Annotated in this window: 16 protein-coding genes; 8 read left to right on the top strand and 8 right to left on the bottom strand. The window is 71.2% G+C overall.

Features of this window, described 5'->3' with window-relative positions:
• On the bottom strand, window positions 1-867 hold the full coding sequence (locus AC5JJ1_RS14900; protein WP_495785885.1) for a transporter substrate-binding domain-containing protein: 867 nt from the start codon (window positions 865-867) through the stop codon (window positions 1-3).
• Between the two features lie 171 nt (window positions 868-1,038).
• Here AC5JJ1_RS14900 and AC5JJ1_RS14895 point away from each other — a divergent pair, with 171 nt between their 5' ends.
• A complete protein-coding gene (locus tag AC5JJ1_RS14895; protein ID WP_495785884.1) occupies window positions 1,039-1,257 on the top strand; it encodes a hypothetical protein in 219 nt (72 codons plus the stop codon).
• A 16-nt stretch (window positions 1,258-1,273) separates the two neighbouring features.
• Here the strand turns inward: AC5JJ1_RS14895 and AC5JJ1_RS14890 are convergent, their stop codons facing one another.
• The 4 genes from AC5JJ1_RS14890 to AC5JJ1_RS14875 form a co-directional block, all read right to left on the bottom strand.
• Window positions 1,274-2,752, bottom strand: a complete 1,479-nt coding sequence (locus tag AC5JJ1_RS14890) for a porin (protein ID WP_495785883.1) — start codon at window positions 2,750-2,752, stop codon at window positions 1,274-1,276.
• A 169-nt stretch (window positions 2,753-2,921) separates the two neighbouring features.
• On the bottom strand, window positions 2,922-4,010 hold the full coding sequence (gene mtnA, locus AC5JJ1_RS14885) for an S-methyl-5-thioribose-1-phosphate isomerase (protein WP_495785882.1): 1,089 nt from the start codon (window positions 4,008-4,010) through the stop codon (window positions 2,922-2,924).
• Window positions 4,011-4,024: 14 nt separating this feature from the next.
• On the bottom strand, window positions 4,025-4,510 hold the full coding sequence (locus tag AC5JJ1_RS14880) for a UPF0262 family protein (RefSeq protein ID WP_495785881.1): 486 nt from the start codon (window positions 4,508-4,510) through the stop codon (window positions 4,025-4,027).
• Window positions 4,503-4,976 (bottom strand): DUF983 domain-containing protein, encoded by a 474-nt coding sequence (locus AC5JJ1_RS14875; protein ID WP_495785880.1) that lies wholly within the window; start codon window positions 4,974-4,976, stop codon window positions 4,503-4,505. The genes AC5JJ1_RS14880 and AC5JJ1_RS14875 overlap by 8 nt, the downstream gene beginning before the upstream one ends.
• 147 nt (window positions 4,977-5,123) lie before the next feature.
• Here AC5JJ1_RS14875 and AC5JJ1_RS14870 point away from each other — a divergent pair, with 147 nt between their 5' ends.
• Window positions 5,124-5,633: a ferritin-like domain-containing protein gene (locus AC5JJ1_RS14870; RefSeq protein WP_495785879.1), complete on the top strand. Its 510-nt coding sequence runs from the start codon at window positions 5,124-5,126 to the stop codon at window positions 5,631-5,633.
• A gap of 7 nt (window positions 5,634-5,640) precedes the next feature.
• On the opposite strand, the gene AC5JJ1_RS14865 is transcribed toward AC5JJ1_RS14870, so the two are convergent.
• On the bottom strand, window positions 5,641-6,291 hold the full coding sequence (locus AC5JJ1_RS14865; RefSeq protein WP_495785878.1) for an aspartate/glutamate racemase family protein: 651 nt from the start codon (window positions 6,289-6,291) through the stop codon (window positions 5,641-5,643).
• Window positions 6,292-6,367: 76 nt separating this feature from the next.
• Complete coding sequence (locus AC5JJ1_RS14860; protein ID WP_495785877.1) at window positions 6,368-7,111, bottom strand: SDR family NAD(P)-dependent oxidoreductase; 744 nt, start codon at window positions 7,109-7,111, stop codon at window positions 6,368-6,370.
• Between the two features lie 110 nt (window positions 7,112-7,221).
• Between AC5JJ1_RS14860 and AC5JJ1_RS14855 the strand changes: the two genes are divergently transcribed.
• On the top strand, window positions 7,222-8,034 hold the full coding sequence (locus tag AC5JJ1_RS14855; RefSeq protein WP_495785876.1) for a S49 family peptidase: 813 nt from the start codon (window positions 7,222-7,224) through the stop codon (window positions 8,032-8,034).
• On the opposite strand, the gene AC5JJ1_RS14850 is transcribed toward AC5JJ1_RS14855, so the two are convergent.
• Window positions 8,031-8,435: a ketosteroid isomerase-related protein gene (locus AC5JJ1_RS14850; RefSeq protein ID WP_495785875.1), complete on the bottom strand. Its 405-nt coding sequence runs from the start codon at window positions 8,433-8,435 to the stop codon at window positions 8,031-8,033. The genes AC5JJ1_RS14855 and AC5JJ1_RS14850 overlap by 4 nt on opposite strands.
• A gap of 64 nt (window positions 8,436-8,499) precedes the next feature.
• On the opposite strand from AC5JJ1_RS14850, the gene AC5JJ1_RS14845 reads away from it, so the two are divergent.
• From AC5JJ1_RS14845 to ppdK, 5 genes are all read left to right on the top strand, one after another.
• Window positions 8,500-9,384, top strand: a complete 885-nt coding sequence (locus AC5JJ1_RS14845) for a glycine--tRNA ligase subunit alpha (RefSeq protein WP_495785874.1) — start codon at window positions 8,500-8,502, stop codon at window positions 9,382-9,384.
• Between the two features lie 38 nt (window positions 9,385-9,422).
• Complete coding sequence (locus AC5JJ1_RS14840; RefSeq protein ID WP_495785873.1) at window positions 9,423-9,683, top strand: type II toxin-antitoxin system VapB family antitoxin; 261 nt, start codon at window positions 9,423-9,425, stop codon at window positions 9,681-9,683.
• Entirely contained in the window at window positions 9,680-10,069 is a 390-nt protein-coding gene (locus AC5JJ1_RS14835) for a type II toxin-antitoxin system VapC family toxin (protein ID WP_495785872.1), read from the top strand. The genes AC5JJ1_RS14840 and AC5JJ1_RS14835 overlap by 4 nt, the downstream gene beginning before the upstream one ends.
• Before the next feature lie 3 nt (window positions 10,070-10,072).
• The gene (gene glyS, locus AC5JJ1_RS14830) at window positions 10,073-12,226 is read left to right on the top strand and encodes a glycine--tRNA ligase subunit beta (RefSeq protein WP_495785871.1); all 2,154 of its coding nucleotides are present in this window, start codon (window positions 10,073-10,075) and stop codon (window positions 12,224-12,226) included.
• Window positions 12,227-12,299: 73 nt separating this feature from the next.
• On the top strand, window positions 12,300-14,969 hold the full coding sequence (gene ppdK, locus AC5JJ1_RS14825; protein ID WP_495785870.1) for a pyruvate, phosphate dikinase: 2,670 nt from the start codon (window positions 12,300-12,302) through the stop codon (window positions 14,967-14,969).
• Window positions 14,970-15,028: the final 59 nt, after the last annotated feature.

Raw genomic sequence — 15,028 nt, 5'->3', positions numbered from 1 at the left:
CTACCCGCAGGCCGCGCGCACCGGCGTCGCATCGTAGCCAGGCAGGTTGGGCGGGCCGTAGCCGGGGAAGGCGACGCGCTCCGCATCGTCCTCCTTCGGCGCCGCGCCGAACCACGTCTCGGACAGGCGGGCGATGGTGCCGTCCTTCTTGAGGCACTCGATCGCCTCCTCGAGCTGGGCGCGCATCGCCGCGTTGTCCTGCCGCACCGGCGTCGCCCAATGGAAGCGCGTGCCCGGCAGGACGAAGTCGGCGATGAATTGCGGCGTGCGCGCGGCCGAGTACTTGATCACCGTGTTGCCCGAAAGGTTGGCATAGGCGCGGCCCTGCAGCACCGCCTGCACCGCATCCGGCTGGGTGTCGAAGGCGAGCAGCGTGAGCCCCAGCCGCTCGGCATTGTTGCGCACCCACTGCTCGTAGGGCGTACCCTTGTTCACGCTCACCGTCTTGCCGCGCAGGTCCTCCTCCGAGCGGATCGGCGTGCTGCCGCGCCTGATGCCGAATTGCAGCTCGGTCCAGAGATAGCCCTCGGTGAAGAGCAGGCTCTGGGCGCGCTCCGGCGTCACCGTCGTGGGGGCGCAGAGGAAGTCGTAGCGCCCCGCATTCATTGCCGGGATGAGGCCGGAGAAGCTGGCGCTGTCGATGACGAGCGAACGGCCCAGCCGCTTCGCCACGGCATCGAAGAGGTCGATCTGGAAGCCCTGCACCCCGCCCTGGAGGCTCGGGAAGGCATGCGGCGCGAAGGTGCCGTCCACCGCGCAGCGCAAGGGCGGCTGGCTGCCGGCCGGCGCGCCGACGGTGGTTTGGGCGAGGGCCGGCGCGGCCAGCAGGCCGGCACCGAGCAGGGCGGCAAGGAGGGCACGGATCATGGACGAGGGCTCCCGGCAGGCGTCGGGACGGTACGATCCGGCATTCGGTGCCGTCGCGCAACCGGGGAGCTTGCCACGAAATCGCCTCAACACCGGCCCGAAACCGCCAAGCCCCAGGTGTTCTTACCATCGCACGGGCCGGCTGGCCCTCGATGAATGGAGCAACTGAGCATGCAACGGATCGCCTGCAGCCTGATCGGCGCCGCCCTGGCTGTGGTCTGCGCCCTGGTCGCCCTGCTGCTGTCGGATGCCTTCACCCCCGGCCGCGTGCCGCCGATGCTGGCCTTCTGGGCGGCCTGCGGTGCCGGCGGCATGCTGATCGCCGGGCTGCTGATCCTGGAGCGCACCAGCCGGGACCGCCATCCGGTCCCGGCGCTCTACGGCCGCTGAGGCCGCCCGTCGCGGCTCAGAAGGCGAACTGGGACCGCAGCGCGATGGTGTGGAAGCGCTGGCCGACCTGCGTCGTGCCGGCCGCGTTCAGCCGGTCCACATTGACGATGTTCCAGTCCAGCATGAAGCGCAGCAGGGTGTTCGGGTACCAGCTCAGCCCGAGCCCCACCACCTCCTGGCGCCCGCCATACACGCCGCCGGTGACGGAGGCTGCCGTGCCCCGCGTCACCTTGTCGTTCAGGTCGGCGACGCTGTAGCGGGCCATCGCCTCCCAGGCGCCCCAGCCGCCCTCGCGCAGGCTGAAGGGGTTGCGCGGCCTGGGCCGGGAGAAGGCGGCGCTGGAGGCGCTGTAGCGCCGCGGCTCGCCGGTCAGCACCCAGCTCGCCTCCACATAGCCGCCGTCGAAATGCAGGTCCGGCCGCGGCGTGGCGCCGGCGGAGGACTGCTCGACGCCGATGCGGATATACTCGCCCTGCACCAGGAAATTCCGCCAGCGCAGGCCGAATTCCGGGCCCCAGGCATAGGCGCTGTCGGCATTGAGCGCGCCGGTGTCGATCAGCCGCGACTGGTCGATCCGCAGCTCCGGCCGGTCGCGCAGCTGCAGGGTCTGCCCGCTCGAGGTGCGGCGGATGTCGAAGGCCATGTTGCCGGAGAGGCCGAGATGCAGGTCCATGTCGTCGTTGGCGACCGGCCGCCCGGCGATGCGCGCCGTGCCGCCGGTCTGGTCCGGCGTGCCCTGGTTCTGTGTGTTGCTGCCGTAGGTGTTCCCCGTCAGGTATGCCGCAGCGAACCAACGGTTCTCCGCCCAGCGCCCGCCCACCGAGGAACGGCCATCGCTGGCGGCGATGTTGCGGGCGATCTCGACGATGCTCGGCCGCTCCAGGAAGAGAAAGTCGTTCGTGCTCATCGAGTCCTGAAGCGTGTACCAGGGCTTGTAATAGCCGAGGGTCAGGGTGAGCGGCCGGACCGGGCTCCAGTTGAAATTCGCCTCGTAGAGCGTCGGCGTCCCGTCCGGCGAGCCGCCGAAATCCGGCGTGATGTTGAAGACGAAGTCGTCGTACTTGAAGCTGAACAGCAGCCGCGCGCGGCGGAGGTTCTGGCCGAAGGTGTCGAGGTCGCGCACCCCGCGGTTGTTCGGCGTGCCCGGCGCGTCCCGCAGGTAGCCGCCGATATCGTACTGGAACTGGCCGCCGAGCGAGGCGGCGAAGCGCCCGTCGGGGGAGGTGAAGGTCGGGCGGTTGTTGGGGAAGGTGAGGCGGCCGTATTCCGGCTCCAGCCGCGACGGGGCCGGCGCCGCGGCGACGACGGGCGGGGGCGGCGCGGTGTCGAGGCGCCGCTGCGTCTCCCGCGTCTCCGCCCGGCTGCGCTCCGCCTCCTGCCGGGCCGTCGCCGCCTCGCGCCGCAGCCGGGCCAGCTCCGATTGCAGGCTGCGCAGCTGCCGCTCGATCGCCTCCATCCGCGCCGCATCCTGCGCCTGGACGGGCCGTGTCGCCATCGAAAGCAGAATGCCAGCCGCCAGAAGCCGGGTCTTGCGCATCATTCGTCAACCCCCTCGAACCACGCGGCGGCGGACCATGCAGCCGCAGCATAGCCGGCGGATGACGGTCGGATTTCACATCGAATACAATTCTTTCCGGAACGCACGAGTCAAGGTGGCCGGGCCTCTACGGCCCGGCGAGTTCCGGGTACATGGCGGCGAGCGCCGGCTCGCTCGCCTCGCAGCGGCCGCGCTCGGTGATGAGCCCCGTCACCAGCCGTGCCGGGGTCACGTCGAAGGCCGGGTTCGCGGCGGCGCTGCCCTCGGCCACCACCCGCACCGTCTCGATCCGCCCGTCCGCGGTGCGGCCGGTGAGCTCCGTCACCTCGGCCCCCGACCGCTCCTCGATCGGGATCTCGGCGACGCCGTCCCTGACGCGCCAGTCGAGCGTCGAATGCGGCAGCGCCACCCAGAAGGGGATGCCGTTGTCCCGCGCCGCCAGCGCCTTGAGGTAGGTGCCGATCTTGTTGGCGACGTCGCCCTGGCGCGTCACCCGGTCCGTGCCGACGATGCAGATGTCGACATCGCCGTGCTGCATCAGGTGCCCGCCGGCATTGTCGGCGATGACGGTGTGGGGAACGCCATGCGCGCCGAGCTCGAAGGCGGTCAGCGCCGCGCCCTGGTTGCGCGGCCGGGTCTCGTCGACCCAGACATGCACGGCATGCCCGGCGTCATGCGCCATGTAGATCGGCGCCAGCGCCGTACCCCAGTCGACGGTTGCCAGCCAGCCGGCATTGCAATGGGTGAGGACGTTGACGCGGCCCTTGCGCGCCGCAACCTCGGCCAACAGCGGCAGCCCGTTCTCGCCGATGCGCCGGCAGGTCTCGGCATCGTCGTCGGCGATGGCGGCCGCCTCGGCATAGGCCGCCTCCGCCCGCGCCTCGACGGGCAGGTTGTGCAGCCGGGCGCGCTGCCGGTCGAGCGCCCAGCGCAGGTTGATCGCCGTCGGCCTGGTCGCGTTGAGCGCCGGCAGCACCCGGTCGAGCGAGGCCGGGTCGGCCCGCATCGCCAGCGCCACGCCATAGGCGGCAACGGCCCCGATCAGCGGCGCCCCGCGCACCTGCATGGAGCGGATGGCATGCGCCGCCTCCTCCCAGGTGGCGAGGCGGAGCATGTCCACCGACCAGGGCAGCCTGGTCTGGTCGAAGATGCGGACGGACCAGCCATCTTCCGGGTCCACCCAGACGCTGCGATAGGGGGTGCCGTTGATCTTCATGGATGGGATGCCCGCTAGATCCGCTGGTGCAGCGCGCAGACCAGGGTGAAGAGCCGCCGCGCCGTCTCGAAGTCGAGGCCGATGCGGCCTTCCAGCCGCTCCACGAGCAATGCCGCGCCCTCGTTGTGCAGCCCGCGCCGGCCCATGTCGATGGCCTGGATGCGCGCCTCGTGCCCGCCCTCGCTGACCGCCTGCTCATGGCTCTGGACGATCATGTGGTAGTCCTTGATCAGCCGTCGGAAGGGGCCGAGCGCCAGCGCCACGGCCCGCACCGCCACCTCCGCCTCGTCGCGGATGTCGAAGACCAGCCGCCCGTCCCGCACGCAGAGATGCAGCACGAAGGGCCCGCCCGGCACGCCGAGCGGGTCGAAGCTGTTGCCGGCCAGCAGGTCCTGCACCGCCTGGCGCCGGTCCGCCTCGGCATAGGCCGAAGGGAGGGGGCTGGCATCCGGCAGCTCCAGCTGGGCAATCCGCCGCGCCGCGTCCGCTGGCTCAGGCATTCCGGTCGGGCAGCCCGCGCAACGGGGGCGGGGCCGGGGCCGGCGCCTCCTCCTCCTCGTCATCCTCCACCGAGACGATCCCGAGCGTGCTCATCCACCCCACCACCCCGCCCTTGATGGGCCGCAGCAGCAGGATGCAGAGGATGGTGAAGAGAGGCAACCAGACGACCATGTGCACCCACATCGGCGGCTCATAGGCCTTCTCCACCCAGAAAACGGGCGGGACCAGGATGTGGCCGACGAGGAAGATGGTGAAGTAGGGCGGCGCGTCATCCGCCCGCAGGCGGCCGAGCGGCGCGTGGCAGTTGCTGCATTCCGGCACCAGCGACAGGTAGCCGGCGAAGACCCGCCCGACGCCGCAATAGGGGCAGCGGTTGCGGAGTCCGCGCCAGACCGCCGTGCCAAGCGGCGCCGGCACGAAGCGGGGCGCCTTGCCGGCGCCGGAGGTCGTCGCATCCCAGCGCATTGGCCTGTCCTCTTCCATGCCGGGAGAGCGCCATAACCCCGTCCGGCGTTCCCGGGTCCCGAGTCATGCGACCGGAACGGTCCCCCCCCATCGGGAACCGCCCCCCGCCCGACGCTGTTCTTGCGCAGGAAACACAGGAGACACCTCATGGCAAGCAGCGCCCAGGACATTTACATCACCGGCCTCAAGAACGCCCATGCCCTCGAGAAGCAGGCGGTGCAGCTGCTCGAGCGCCAGGTCGAGCGCATCGAGAGCTACCCGGAGATGGCGGCCCGCCTGAAGTCGCATATCGAGGAGAGCCAGGTCCAGGCCCAGCGCCTGGAGCAGATCCTCGAGCGGCTCGGCACCAGCCATTCCGCGCTGAAGGATTTCGGCACCGGGCTGATGGGCAATCTCGCCGCGATGGCGCATGCCCCGATGCAGGACGAGATCCTGAAGAACACCTTCGCCAACTACGCCTTCGAGCATTTCGAGATCGCATCCTATCGCGGCCTCATGGAGATGGCGCAGGCGGCGGGCGACCAGGAGGGCCTCGGCCTCCTGCAGCAGAGCCTCCAGGAGGAGGTGAAGATGGCCGAGTTCGTCGGCCAGAACCTGCCGCAGACGGTCCAGCGCTACATCCAGCTCGAGACCCAGGGCGAGAAGTCCGGCATCTAAGGCCGCGTCAACCGGGGGCGGTGGCCAGCAGCGCCATCGCCCCTGCCGCCGCGCAGGGCTCGATCACCGGGAGCCCCGCGGCATCCTCCGCCGCGGCGACATGCCCGGCCATCCCGGTGCAGCCCAGCACGATCGCGCCCGCCCCCGCAGACGCCAGCGCCCGCGCCGCCTCGCGGATACGCGCCCGCGGCGCCTCCGGGTCGGTCAGCACCTCCATCGGCAGGTCGAGCGGGGTCCAGCCGGCCAGCCGCTCCTCCACCCCCATCCCTCGCAGCGCCAGGCGCTGCCGCGCCTCGCTCGCCGCGACGAAGCCGATGACGCCGAAGCGCTCGGCCCGCACCATCGCCGCCGCGACCGCGCTGCGGAACATCCCCAGCACCGGCCGCCGCGTCGCGCTGCGCACCGCCTCCAGCCCGGGGTCGGAGACGCAGGCGATGACGTAGGCCGCCGCCTCCTCCCGCTCCACCAGCCGGCAGAGCGGCTCGGCGACCGAATGCCAGTCCCGCCAGCTGGCAATCGCCGGCGGCCCCTCCTCCAACCGCACCACCTCGAACCGCGCGAGCGTGCCGAAGCGCGCCAGCGCCGCCGCGATCCCCGCCGTGCAGGAGAGGGAGGAGTTCGGGTTGACGACGAGGATGCGGCCGGCAGTGTCCATCATGCTTCTCCGAGACGGCTGGCCGTCCGCAACCTGAGGCGCCCCCATGGCCTCGCGCAGCGACGCCATGGGGAGAGGGTCAGAGCATCTGGCCCCCGTCGACGACGATGGTCTGGCCCGTCACCCAGCCGGCCAGCGGGCTTGCCAGGAAGAGCGCGACATTCGCCACCTCCTCCGGCGTGCCCATGCGGCCGAAGGGGATGCTGCCGAGGATGGCACCATAGAGCTTGGGGTCGGAGGTCCGCCGCTGCTCCCAGGAGCCACCGGGGAATTCGATGGAGCCCGGCGCCACCGCATTCGCCCGGATGCCCTTCGGCGCATACATCGCCGCCTGGGAGGCGGTGTAGTTGATCAGCAGCGCCTTCACCGCCGCATAGGCCGGCGTCCGCACCGAGGGCCGGTAGCCCGAGATGGAGGAGACGTTGAGGATGCTGCCCCGCGCCCGCTCGAGGAAGGGCAGGGCGGCATGCGTCGCCCGGACGGTCGCCATGACATCGACCGAGAGGCCCTGCGCCCAATGCTCCTCGGTGTCCTGCGAGCCGAAGCCGCTGGCATTGTTCACCAGCACGTCGATCCCGCCGAGCGCCTCGGCCGCCGCTGCGACATAGGCCTTCACCGCCGGTCCGTCGCCGAGGTCGCAGGGCGCGGCATGGGCCTGGACGCCATGCGCCGCGAGCTCCGCCCGCGTGGCCTCCAGCGGCCCGGCGCTCCGCGCGCAGATGGAGACCGCGGCGCCGGCCCCTGCGAAGCCGAGCGCGATGGAGCGGCCGATGCCCCGGCTGCCGCCGCAGACCACCACCCGCTTGCCCTTGAAATCAAACATCCTGGCCTTCTCCCCTTGCTTCGGCGGCAGGCTGGCGAAGGCCGGGCGCCAGGGCAAGAGCGCGTGGCCGGGGCTTGATGCCGGCGCCGGCGCGGGCATGTCTTGCGCGCATGCCCCTCACCCTCCCCCTCCTCTCCCGCGACCCGCGCGTCGCCCTGGTGCGCCTCCAGGGCACGATCACCCCCCGGCCCGGCTTCGGCGGCGGGCTGAGCCTCGCCGGCATCGCCCCGGCGCTCGAGCGCGCCTTCGCGCTGAAGCGGGCGGCGGCCGTCTTCCTCGTCATCAACTCCCCCGGCGGCTCGCCGGTGCAGTCGAGCCTCATCGCCCGCCACATCCGCCGCCTGGCGGAGGAGAAGCGGCTCCCCGTCATCGCCTGCGTCGAGGATGCCGCGGCCTCCGGCGGCTACTGGATCGCCTGCGCCGCGGATGAGATCGTGGCGGACCCGGCCTCCATCCTCGGCTCGATCGGCGTCATCGCCGCGGGCTTCGGCCTGGAGGGGGCGATCCAGCGCCTCGGCATCGAGCGGCGGATGCACACCGCCGGGAGCGAGAAGAGCTTCCTCGACCCCTTCGCCCCGGAGCGGCCGGAGGATGTCGCCCGGCTCGACACCCTGCTCGGCGAGCTGCATGGCGAGTTCCGCGACTGGGTCGCCTCCCGCCGCGGCGAGCGGCTGAAGGCCCCGGCCGAGGAGCTCTTCACCGGCCGCTTCTGGCCCGGCCGGCGTGCGGTGGAGCTTGGCCTTGCCGACCGCCTCGGCGATGCGGCGGAGGAGGTGAAGCGACGCTTCGGCCCCAAGGCGAAGCTCGTCCCCTTCGGCATCCGCCGCCCTTCGCTGCTGCGCCGCCTGCTCCCCGGCCTCTCCGCCGAGGCCGTGATCGCCGCCGCCGAGGAGCGCGCCGCCTGGGCCCGCCTCGGGCTCTAGGCGGAGACCTGCCGGATCCAGTCCTCGAGGTTGTAGTAGACCGTCACCCGCGCAATCCGCCCGCCCTCGAGGGCGAAGAAGGCTCCGGCCGGCAGGCTGTAGCGCTGGCCGCGCGCCTCCGGCAGGCCGGCATCGGTGGCGAGGTACTCTCCCTCGACGATGAACTCCGCTGCCGCCCGGCCGCCGGTGCCGTCCACCATCACCACCAGGTCGCGGATGCTCTCGCGGTAGCAGGCATCCATATGGGCGAGGAAGGCGCGGAAGGCCTCGCGCCCCACCTGCCGCGGCCCCTGGTTCACCTCATGCGCCACGTCCTCGGCCAGCAGGGCCAGCATCGCCCCGCGGTCGCCGGCGGCGAAGGCGGCGTAGTAGGCGCGGATCAGTGTTTCGGTCTCGGTCATGGGATCGCCCGCTCTGTTGGTGCCCCACTATGTTCGCGAGCGGGGCCGTGGCAAAAGGCGCCGCATGCAGAGCCTGGCCTCCCCCGCCCTCCGCCCGAAGCCGCCGAGCTTCCAGGACATCATCCTCCGCCTGCATGCCTTCTGGTCGGCGCAGGGCTGCCTCATCCTGCAACCCTACGACATGGAGGTGGGCGCCGGCACCTTCCACCCGGCGACGACGCTCCGCGCCCTCGGCCCGAAGCCCTGGAAGGCCGCCTATGTGCAGCCGAGCCGCCGCCCCTCCGACGGCCGCTACGGCGACAACCCCAACCGGCTGCAGCACTACTACCAGTACCAGGTGATCCTGAAGCCGAGCCCGCGCGACCCGCAATCCCTGCTGCTCGATGCCTACCGCGCGCTCGGGATGGACCCCAGGGTCCATGACTTCCGCTTCGTCGAGGACGATTGGGAGAGCCCGACGCTCGGCGCCTGGGGCCTCGGCTGGGAGGTCTGGTGCGACGGGATGGAGGTGACGCAGTTCACCTATTTCCAGCAGGTCGGCGGCATCCCCTGCGCCGTGCCCTGCTGCGAGCTGACCCTCGGCCTCGAGCGGCTGGCGATGTACCTCCAGGGCAAGGACAGCATCTACGACCTCGACTTCAATGACGAGGGCGTGAAGTACGGCGAGGTCTTCCTCCGCGCCGAGCGCGAGTACAGCGCCCACAACTTCGAATTCGCCGACGTGCCGATGCTGTTCCGCCACTTCGAGGATGCGGAGCAGGAGTGCGCCGCCCTCCTGGCGCAGGGCCTGGCGATGCCCGCCTATGACCAGTGCATCAAGGCCAGCCACCGCTTCAACCTGCTCGACGCCCGCGGCGCCATCAGCGTGACCGAGCGCGCCGCCTATATCGGCCGGGTGCGGACGCTGGCGAAGGGCTGCTGCGAGGCGTGGCTGAAGGGGGAGGGGTAGGGTAGAATGCCCTTCCTTGATCTACCCCGGAGCCTCGCATGGGCCAGCTGAACATCAAGGACGAGGCGTTGATCGCCGAGGCCAAGGCCTTGGCCGAGCTGATCGGCACCACCACCACCGAGGCCATCCGCCGCGCCGTCCACGAGCGCCTGCTGCGCGAGACCGCGGCGCGGGACGAGGAGCGGCAGCGGCGCTTCGAGGCCATCATCGCGATCTCCGACCGTGCCTCGAAGCTCTTCCCGCCCGGCAGCACCAGCGACCATTCCGATCTCTACGACGAGAACGGGCTGCCCAAGTGATCCTCGATACCTCGGCCCTCATGGCCATCCTCCAGCGCGAGCCGGAGCGGGAGGCTTTCACCGGCGCGCTCACCCGCGCCGACAAGGTTGCCATCTCTTCAGCGACCCTTGTGGAGCTGGCGCTCGTCTCGGAGGGCAGGGGCGGGCCCGAGGCGCGCATCGAGGTGGATGCCCTCCTTGCGCTATCCAAGGCCGAGGTCGTCCCCTTCACGGCCGAACATGCTGCCCTGGCTGCGGATGGCTGGCGCCGCTATGGCAAGGGCCGCCACCCGGCCGGCCTCAACCTCGGCGACTGCTTCGCCTATGCCCTTGCCAGGCATCGCAACGAGCCTCTCCTGTTCAAGGGCGAGGACTTCGCCCGGACCGACGTGAAAGCGGCGCTGTAACCGATGCCCGAATTGCTGATCGAGCTTTTCTCCGAGGAAATTCCCGCCCGCATGCAGGCCCGGGCGGCGGAGGACTTCGCCCGCCTGCTCCAGGCCGAGCTGCGCCCGCTGATGCCGGAGCCGCCGCGCCCGCTCTCCGGCCCCCGCCGCATCGCCGTGGTCGGCGAGATGGCCGCCCGTGCCGAGACGCCGGGCAAGGAGGAGCGCGGCCCCCGCCGCAACGCCCCGCCCCAGGCGCTGGAGGGCTTCCTCCGCAAGCATGGCGCGACGCGCGAGCAGCTGAAGGAGGAGGGTGAGTTCTGGGTCCTCGCCAAGCCCGGCGAGGTGACGCTGGCCGAGGAGCTTCTCGCCCGCGCTGTCCCCGCCGTGCTGCGCGGCTTCCCCTGGCCGAAATCCATGCGCTGGGGCAGCAGCGACTTCGCCTGGGTCCGCCCCCTGCAGCGCGTGCTCTGCCTCTTCGATGGCCGCCCGGTGCGCTTCCCCCTCGCCCATGGCGAGGACCAAGTGCATGGCATCCTGGCCGCCGACCTCACCGAGGGCCACCGCATCCTCGCCGGCACCGAGCCCTTCGCCGTCACCTCCTTCGCCGAGTACGAGGCCGGCCTCCGCCAGCGCTTCGTCATCGCCGACGCGGCGGAGCGGGAGAGGTTGATCGAGGCCGGCATCGCCGAGCTCGCCGCTCGCGAGGGGCTGGAGGTCGTCCCCGACCGCGGCTTGCTCGCCGAGGTCGCGGGGCTGGTGGAGTGGCCGGTGCCGCTGCTCGGCTCCATCGACGCGGCCTTCATGGACCTGCCGCCGGAAGTGATGCGCACCACCATGCGGGTGAACCAGCGCTACTTCGCGCTCCGCCACCCGGACGGAAGCCCGGCGCCGCGCTTCGCCCTCGTCGCCAACATCATCCCCGAGGATAGCGGCGCCGTCATCATCGCCGGCAATGAGCGGGTGCTGCGCGCCCGCCTGGCCGATGCCCGCTTCTTCCGCGACCAGGACCGCAAGCAGCGGCTGGAGGAGTTCCTGCCGAAGCTGGAGGCCGTGGTCTTCCACGCCAAGCTCGGCACCCAGGGCGAGCGGGTGCGGCGGTTGGAGCGCCTCGCCGCCCTCATCGCCCCCCATGTCGGGACCGATCCGGCGCTGGCGGCCCGCGCCGGCCGCCTGGCCAAGGCCGACCTGGCGACGGGGATGGTCGGCGAATTCCCCGAGGTCCAGGGCATCATGGGCCGCACCTATGCGCTGGCCGATGGCGAGGACCCACGCATCGCCGAGGCGATCGGCGCGCATTACCGCCCCCTCGGCCCCGGCGATGCGGTGCCCTCGGAGCCGGTCTCGGTCGCCGTGGCGCTCGCCGACAAGCTGGACCAGCTCACCGGCTTCTTCGCGGTGGGCGAGCGGCCGACCGGCTCGGGCGACCCCTTCGCGTTGCGCCGCGCGGCGCTCGGCGTCATCCGCATGATTCGCGAGGGCGGGCTGCGCCTCGGCCTCGCCGGGCTGATCGGCGAAGCCTTCTTCGGCTACCCGCAGGCCACCGGCAGCACCGCCAGCCCGGAATTCGGCATGGAGGTCGCCGCCGAGAAGCTGAACGCCGGCTTCCAGCCGCCTGCCGACTCAACGCACCCGCCGATGGTTGCCGCCTTCGCCGCCGGCCTGCTGGATTTCCTCACCGACCGCCTCCGCGTCCAGCTCCGCGCCGAGGGCGCCCGCCACGACCTGGTCGCCGCCATCTTCGGCGCGACGCCCGATGACGACCTCGTCCGCCTCCTCGCCCGCGCCGCCGCGCTCGAGACCATGCTGGCGACGCCCGACGGCGCCAACCTCCTCGCCGCCTACAAGCGCGCCGCCAACATCCTCCGCATCGAGACGCGGAAGGACGGCCCGCATGACGGCCCGGTCGGCCCCGCCCTGCTTGCCCTCCCCGCCGAGGCCGCGCTCGCCGGGGCCGTCGAGGCCCGCTCGGCCGAGGTCGCGGCCGCCCTGACCCGCGAGGATTTCCTCGCCGCCATGGGGGCGTTGGCCGCCCTCCGCGCCCCGCTCGATTCCTTCTTCGAAACCGTTGTTGTGAACGACCCGGATACGAAACTGCGCGCCAACCGCTTGCGTTTGCTCAGCCGCCTCTGCGCCGCCATGGAGGCGGTCGCGGACTTCTCAAAAATCGAAGGTTGAATTGGCGCCGGAATGGCACACTCTCGGCCCTGACCGGCGCCCTGTCGCCTCGCCAAACACAAGGAACTCGCCCGTGAGCAAGTGGGTCTACAGCTTCGGTGCCGGCCATAACGAGGGCAAGGCCGAGATGCGCAACCTGCTCGGCGGCAAGGGCGCCAACCTGGCCGAGATGGCCAGCATCGGCCTGCCCGTCCCGCCCGGCTTCACCATCACCACCGAGGTCTGCACCTACTACTACGACCACGAGAAGCAGTACCCGCAGGAGCTGAAGGACCAGGTCGGCGCCGCCCTCGGCCTCATCGAGCAGGCCGTCGGCATGCGCTTCGGCGACCACCGCAAGCCCCTCCTCGTCTCCGTCCGCTCCGGCGCCCGCGTCTCCATGCCGGGGATGATGGACACCGTGCTGAACCTCGGCCTCAACGACGAGACGGTCGACGGCCTCGCCGCCGCCTCCGGCGACCCGCGCTTCGCCTGGGACAGCTACCGCCGCTTCATCCAGATGTTCGGCAGCGTCGTGCTCGGCGTCGACCATCACCGCTTCGAGGAGATCATCGAGGAGGTGAAGATCAGCCGCGACGTCCAGGAGGACACGCAGCTCACCGCCGATGACTGGAAGACGGTCGTCACCGGCTACAAGGAGATGGTGGCTCAGGTCACCGGCAAGCCCTTCCCGCAGGACCCCGAGGCGCAGCTCTGGGCGGCGATCGGCGCGGTCTTCGGCTCCTGGATGAACGCCCGCGCCAACACCTATCGCCGCCTGCACGACATCCCCGCCAATTGGGGCACGGCGGTCAACGTCCAGGCCATGGTCTTCGGCAATATGGGGGAGGATTGCGCGACCGGCGTCTGCTTCACCCGCGACCCCTCGACGGGCGAGAACATCTTCTACGGCGAGTACCTCATCAACGCCCAGGGCGAGGACGTGGTGGCCGGCATCCGCACGCCGCAGCCCATGGCGCAACTCAAGGCGAAGCCGGGCGAGCGCAGCATGGAAGTCGCCATGCCGAAGGCCTATGAGGAACTCGTCGCCGTCCGCGCCAAGCTCGAGCAGCACTATGCGGACATGCAGGACATCGAGTTCACGGTCCAGCAGAACAAGCTCTACATGCTGCAGACCCGCAACGGGAAGCGCACCGCCGCCGCCAGCCTCAAGATCGCCGTCGACATGGCGCGCGAGGGGCTGATCGACCGGACCGAAGCCATCAAGCGCGTGAACCCCTCGGCGCTCGACCAGCTGCTGCACCCGACGCTCGACCCGAAGGCGCCGCGCCGGCTGCTCGCCAAGGGCTTGCCGGCCAGCCCGGGTGCCGCCAGCGGCGCCGTCGTCTTCTCGGCCGACGAGGCGGAGGCCCGGGCGGCGAAGGGCGAGGCCGTCATCCTCGTCCGCATCGAGACGAGCCCGGAGGACATCCACGGCATGCATGCCGCGCGGGGGATCCTGACGACGCGCGGCGGCATGACCAGCCATGCGGCCGTCGTCGCCCGCGGCATGGGCCGGCCCTGCGTCGCCGGCGCCGGCGGCGTCACGGTGGACTATTCCTCGCAGATGCTGATGGCGGGCGGCCAGACCATCCGCGGCGGCGAGATCATCACCCTCGACGGCGCCACCGGCGAGATCTTCATTGGCTCTGTCGCCATGGTGGAGCCGCAGCTCTCCGGCGACTTCGCCACGCTGATGGAATGGGCCGACGGCGTCCGCCGCCTCAAGGTCCGCACCAATGCCGAGACGCCGCTCGATGCCGACACGGCGCGCAAATTCGGCGCCGAGGGCATCGGGCTGTGCCGGACGGAGCACATGTTCTTCGACCCGGAGCGCATCGGCGCGGTGCGGCAGATGATCATGTCGGAGACCGAGGGGGGGCGGCGCGAGGCGCTGTCCCGCCTGCTGCCCTTCCAGCGCGCCGACTTCATCGAGCTGTTCCGCATCATGGCGGGGCTCCCGGTGACGATCCGCCTGCTCGACCCGCCGCTGCACGAATTCCTCCCCCATAGCGAGGCGGAAATCGCCGAGATCGCCGTCTCCCTCGGCACCGACCCGCTGACCATGCAGCGCCGCGCCGCCGACCTCTCTGAGGCCAATCCGATGCTCGGGCATCGCGGCTGCCGCCTCGGCATCTCCTACCCAGAGATCTACGAGATGCAGGCCCGCGCCATCTTCGAGGCGGCCGTCGCCACCGCGAAGGAGACGGGCGCGGCGCCGGTGCCGGAGATTATGATCCCGCTCGTCGCCACCCGCCGCGAGCTCGAGATCACGCGCGCCCAGGTCGACAAAGTGGCGAAGGAGGTCTTCGCCGAGAGCGGCCAGACGATCGAGTACTACGTCGGGACGATGATCGAGCTGCCGCGCGCCGCGCTGATCGCCGACAAAATCGCCGAGGTCGCGGACTTCTTCAGCTTCGGCACCAACGACCTGACGCAGACCACCTTCGGCCTCTCGCGCGACGATGCCGGCAAGTTCCTGCCGCTCTATGTCGAGAAGGGCATCCTGCCGAAGGATCCCTTCATCTCGATCGACCCGGAGGGCGTCGGCGCGCTGGTGAAGATCGCCAAGGAGAAGGGCAGGGGGGTGAAGAGCGACCTCAAGCTCGGCATCTGCGGCGAGCATGGCGGCGACCCGGCCTCCATCCAGTTCTGCGAGGAGGCCGGGCTCGACTACGTCTCCTGCTCGCCCTATCGCGTGCCCGTTGCCCGCCTGGCCGCGGCGCAGGCGGCCTTGACGGGTGGCGGCGACCGCACCGCCTGAAGCCGGCTCGGCGCGGGGAGATCGAGGGGATCGGATGCGCTGCGTCCGATCGCCGCCCC

This window comes from Belnapia sp. (assembly GCF_059504005.1).
The sequence above is the reverse complement of the archived record's forward strand: the minus strand, read 5'-3'. Positions and strand labels throughout refer to the sequence as shown.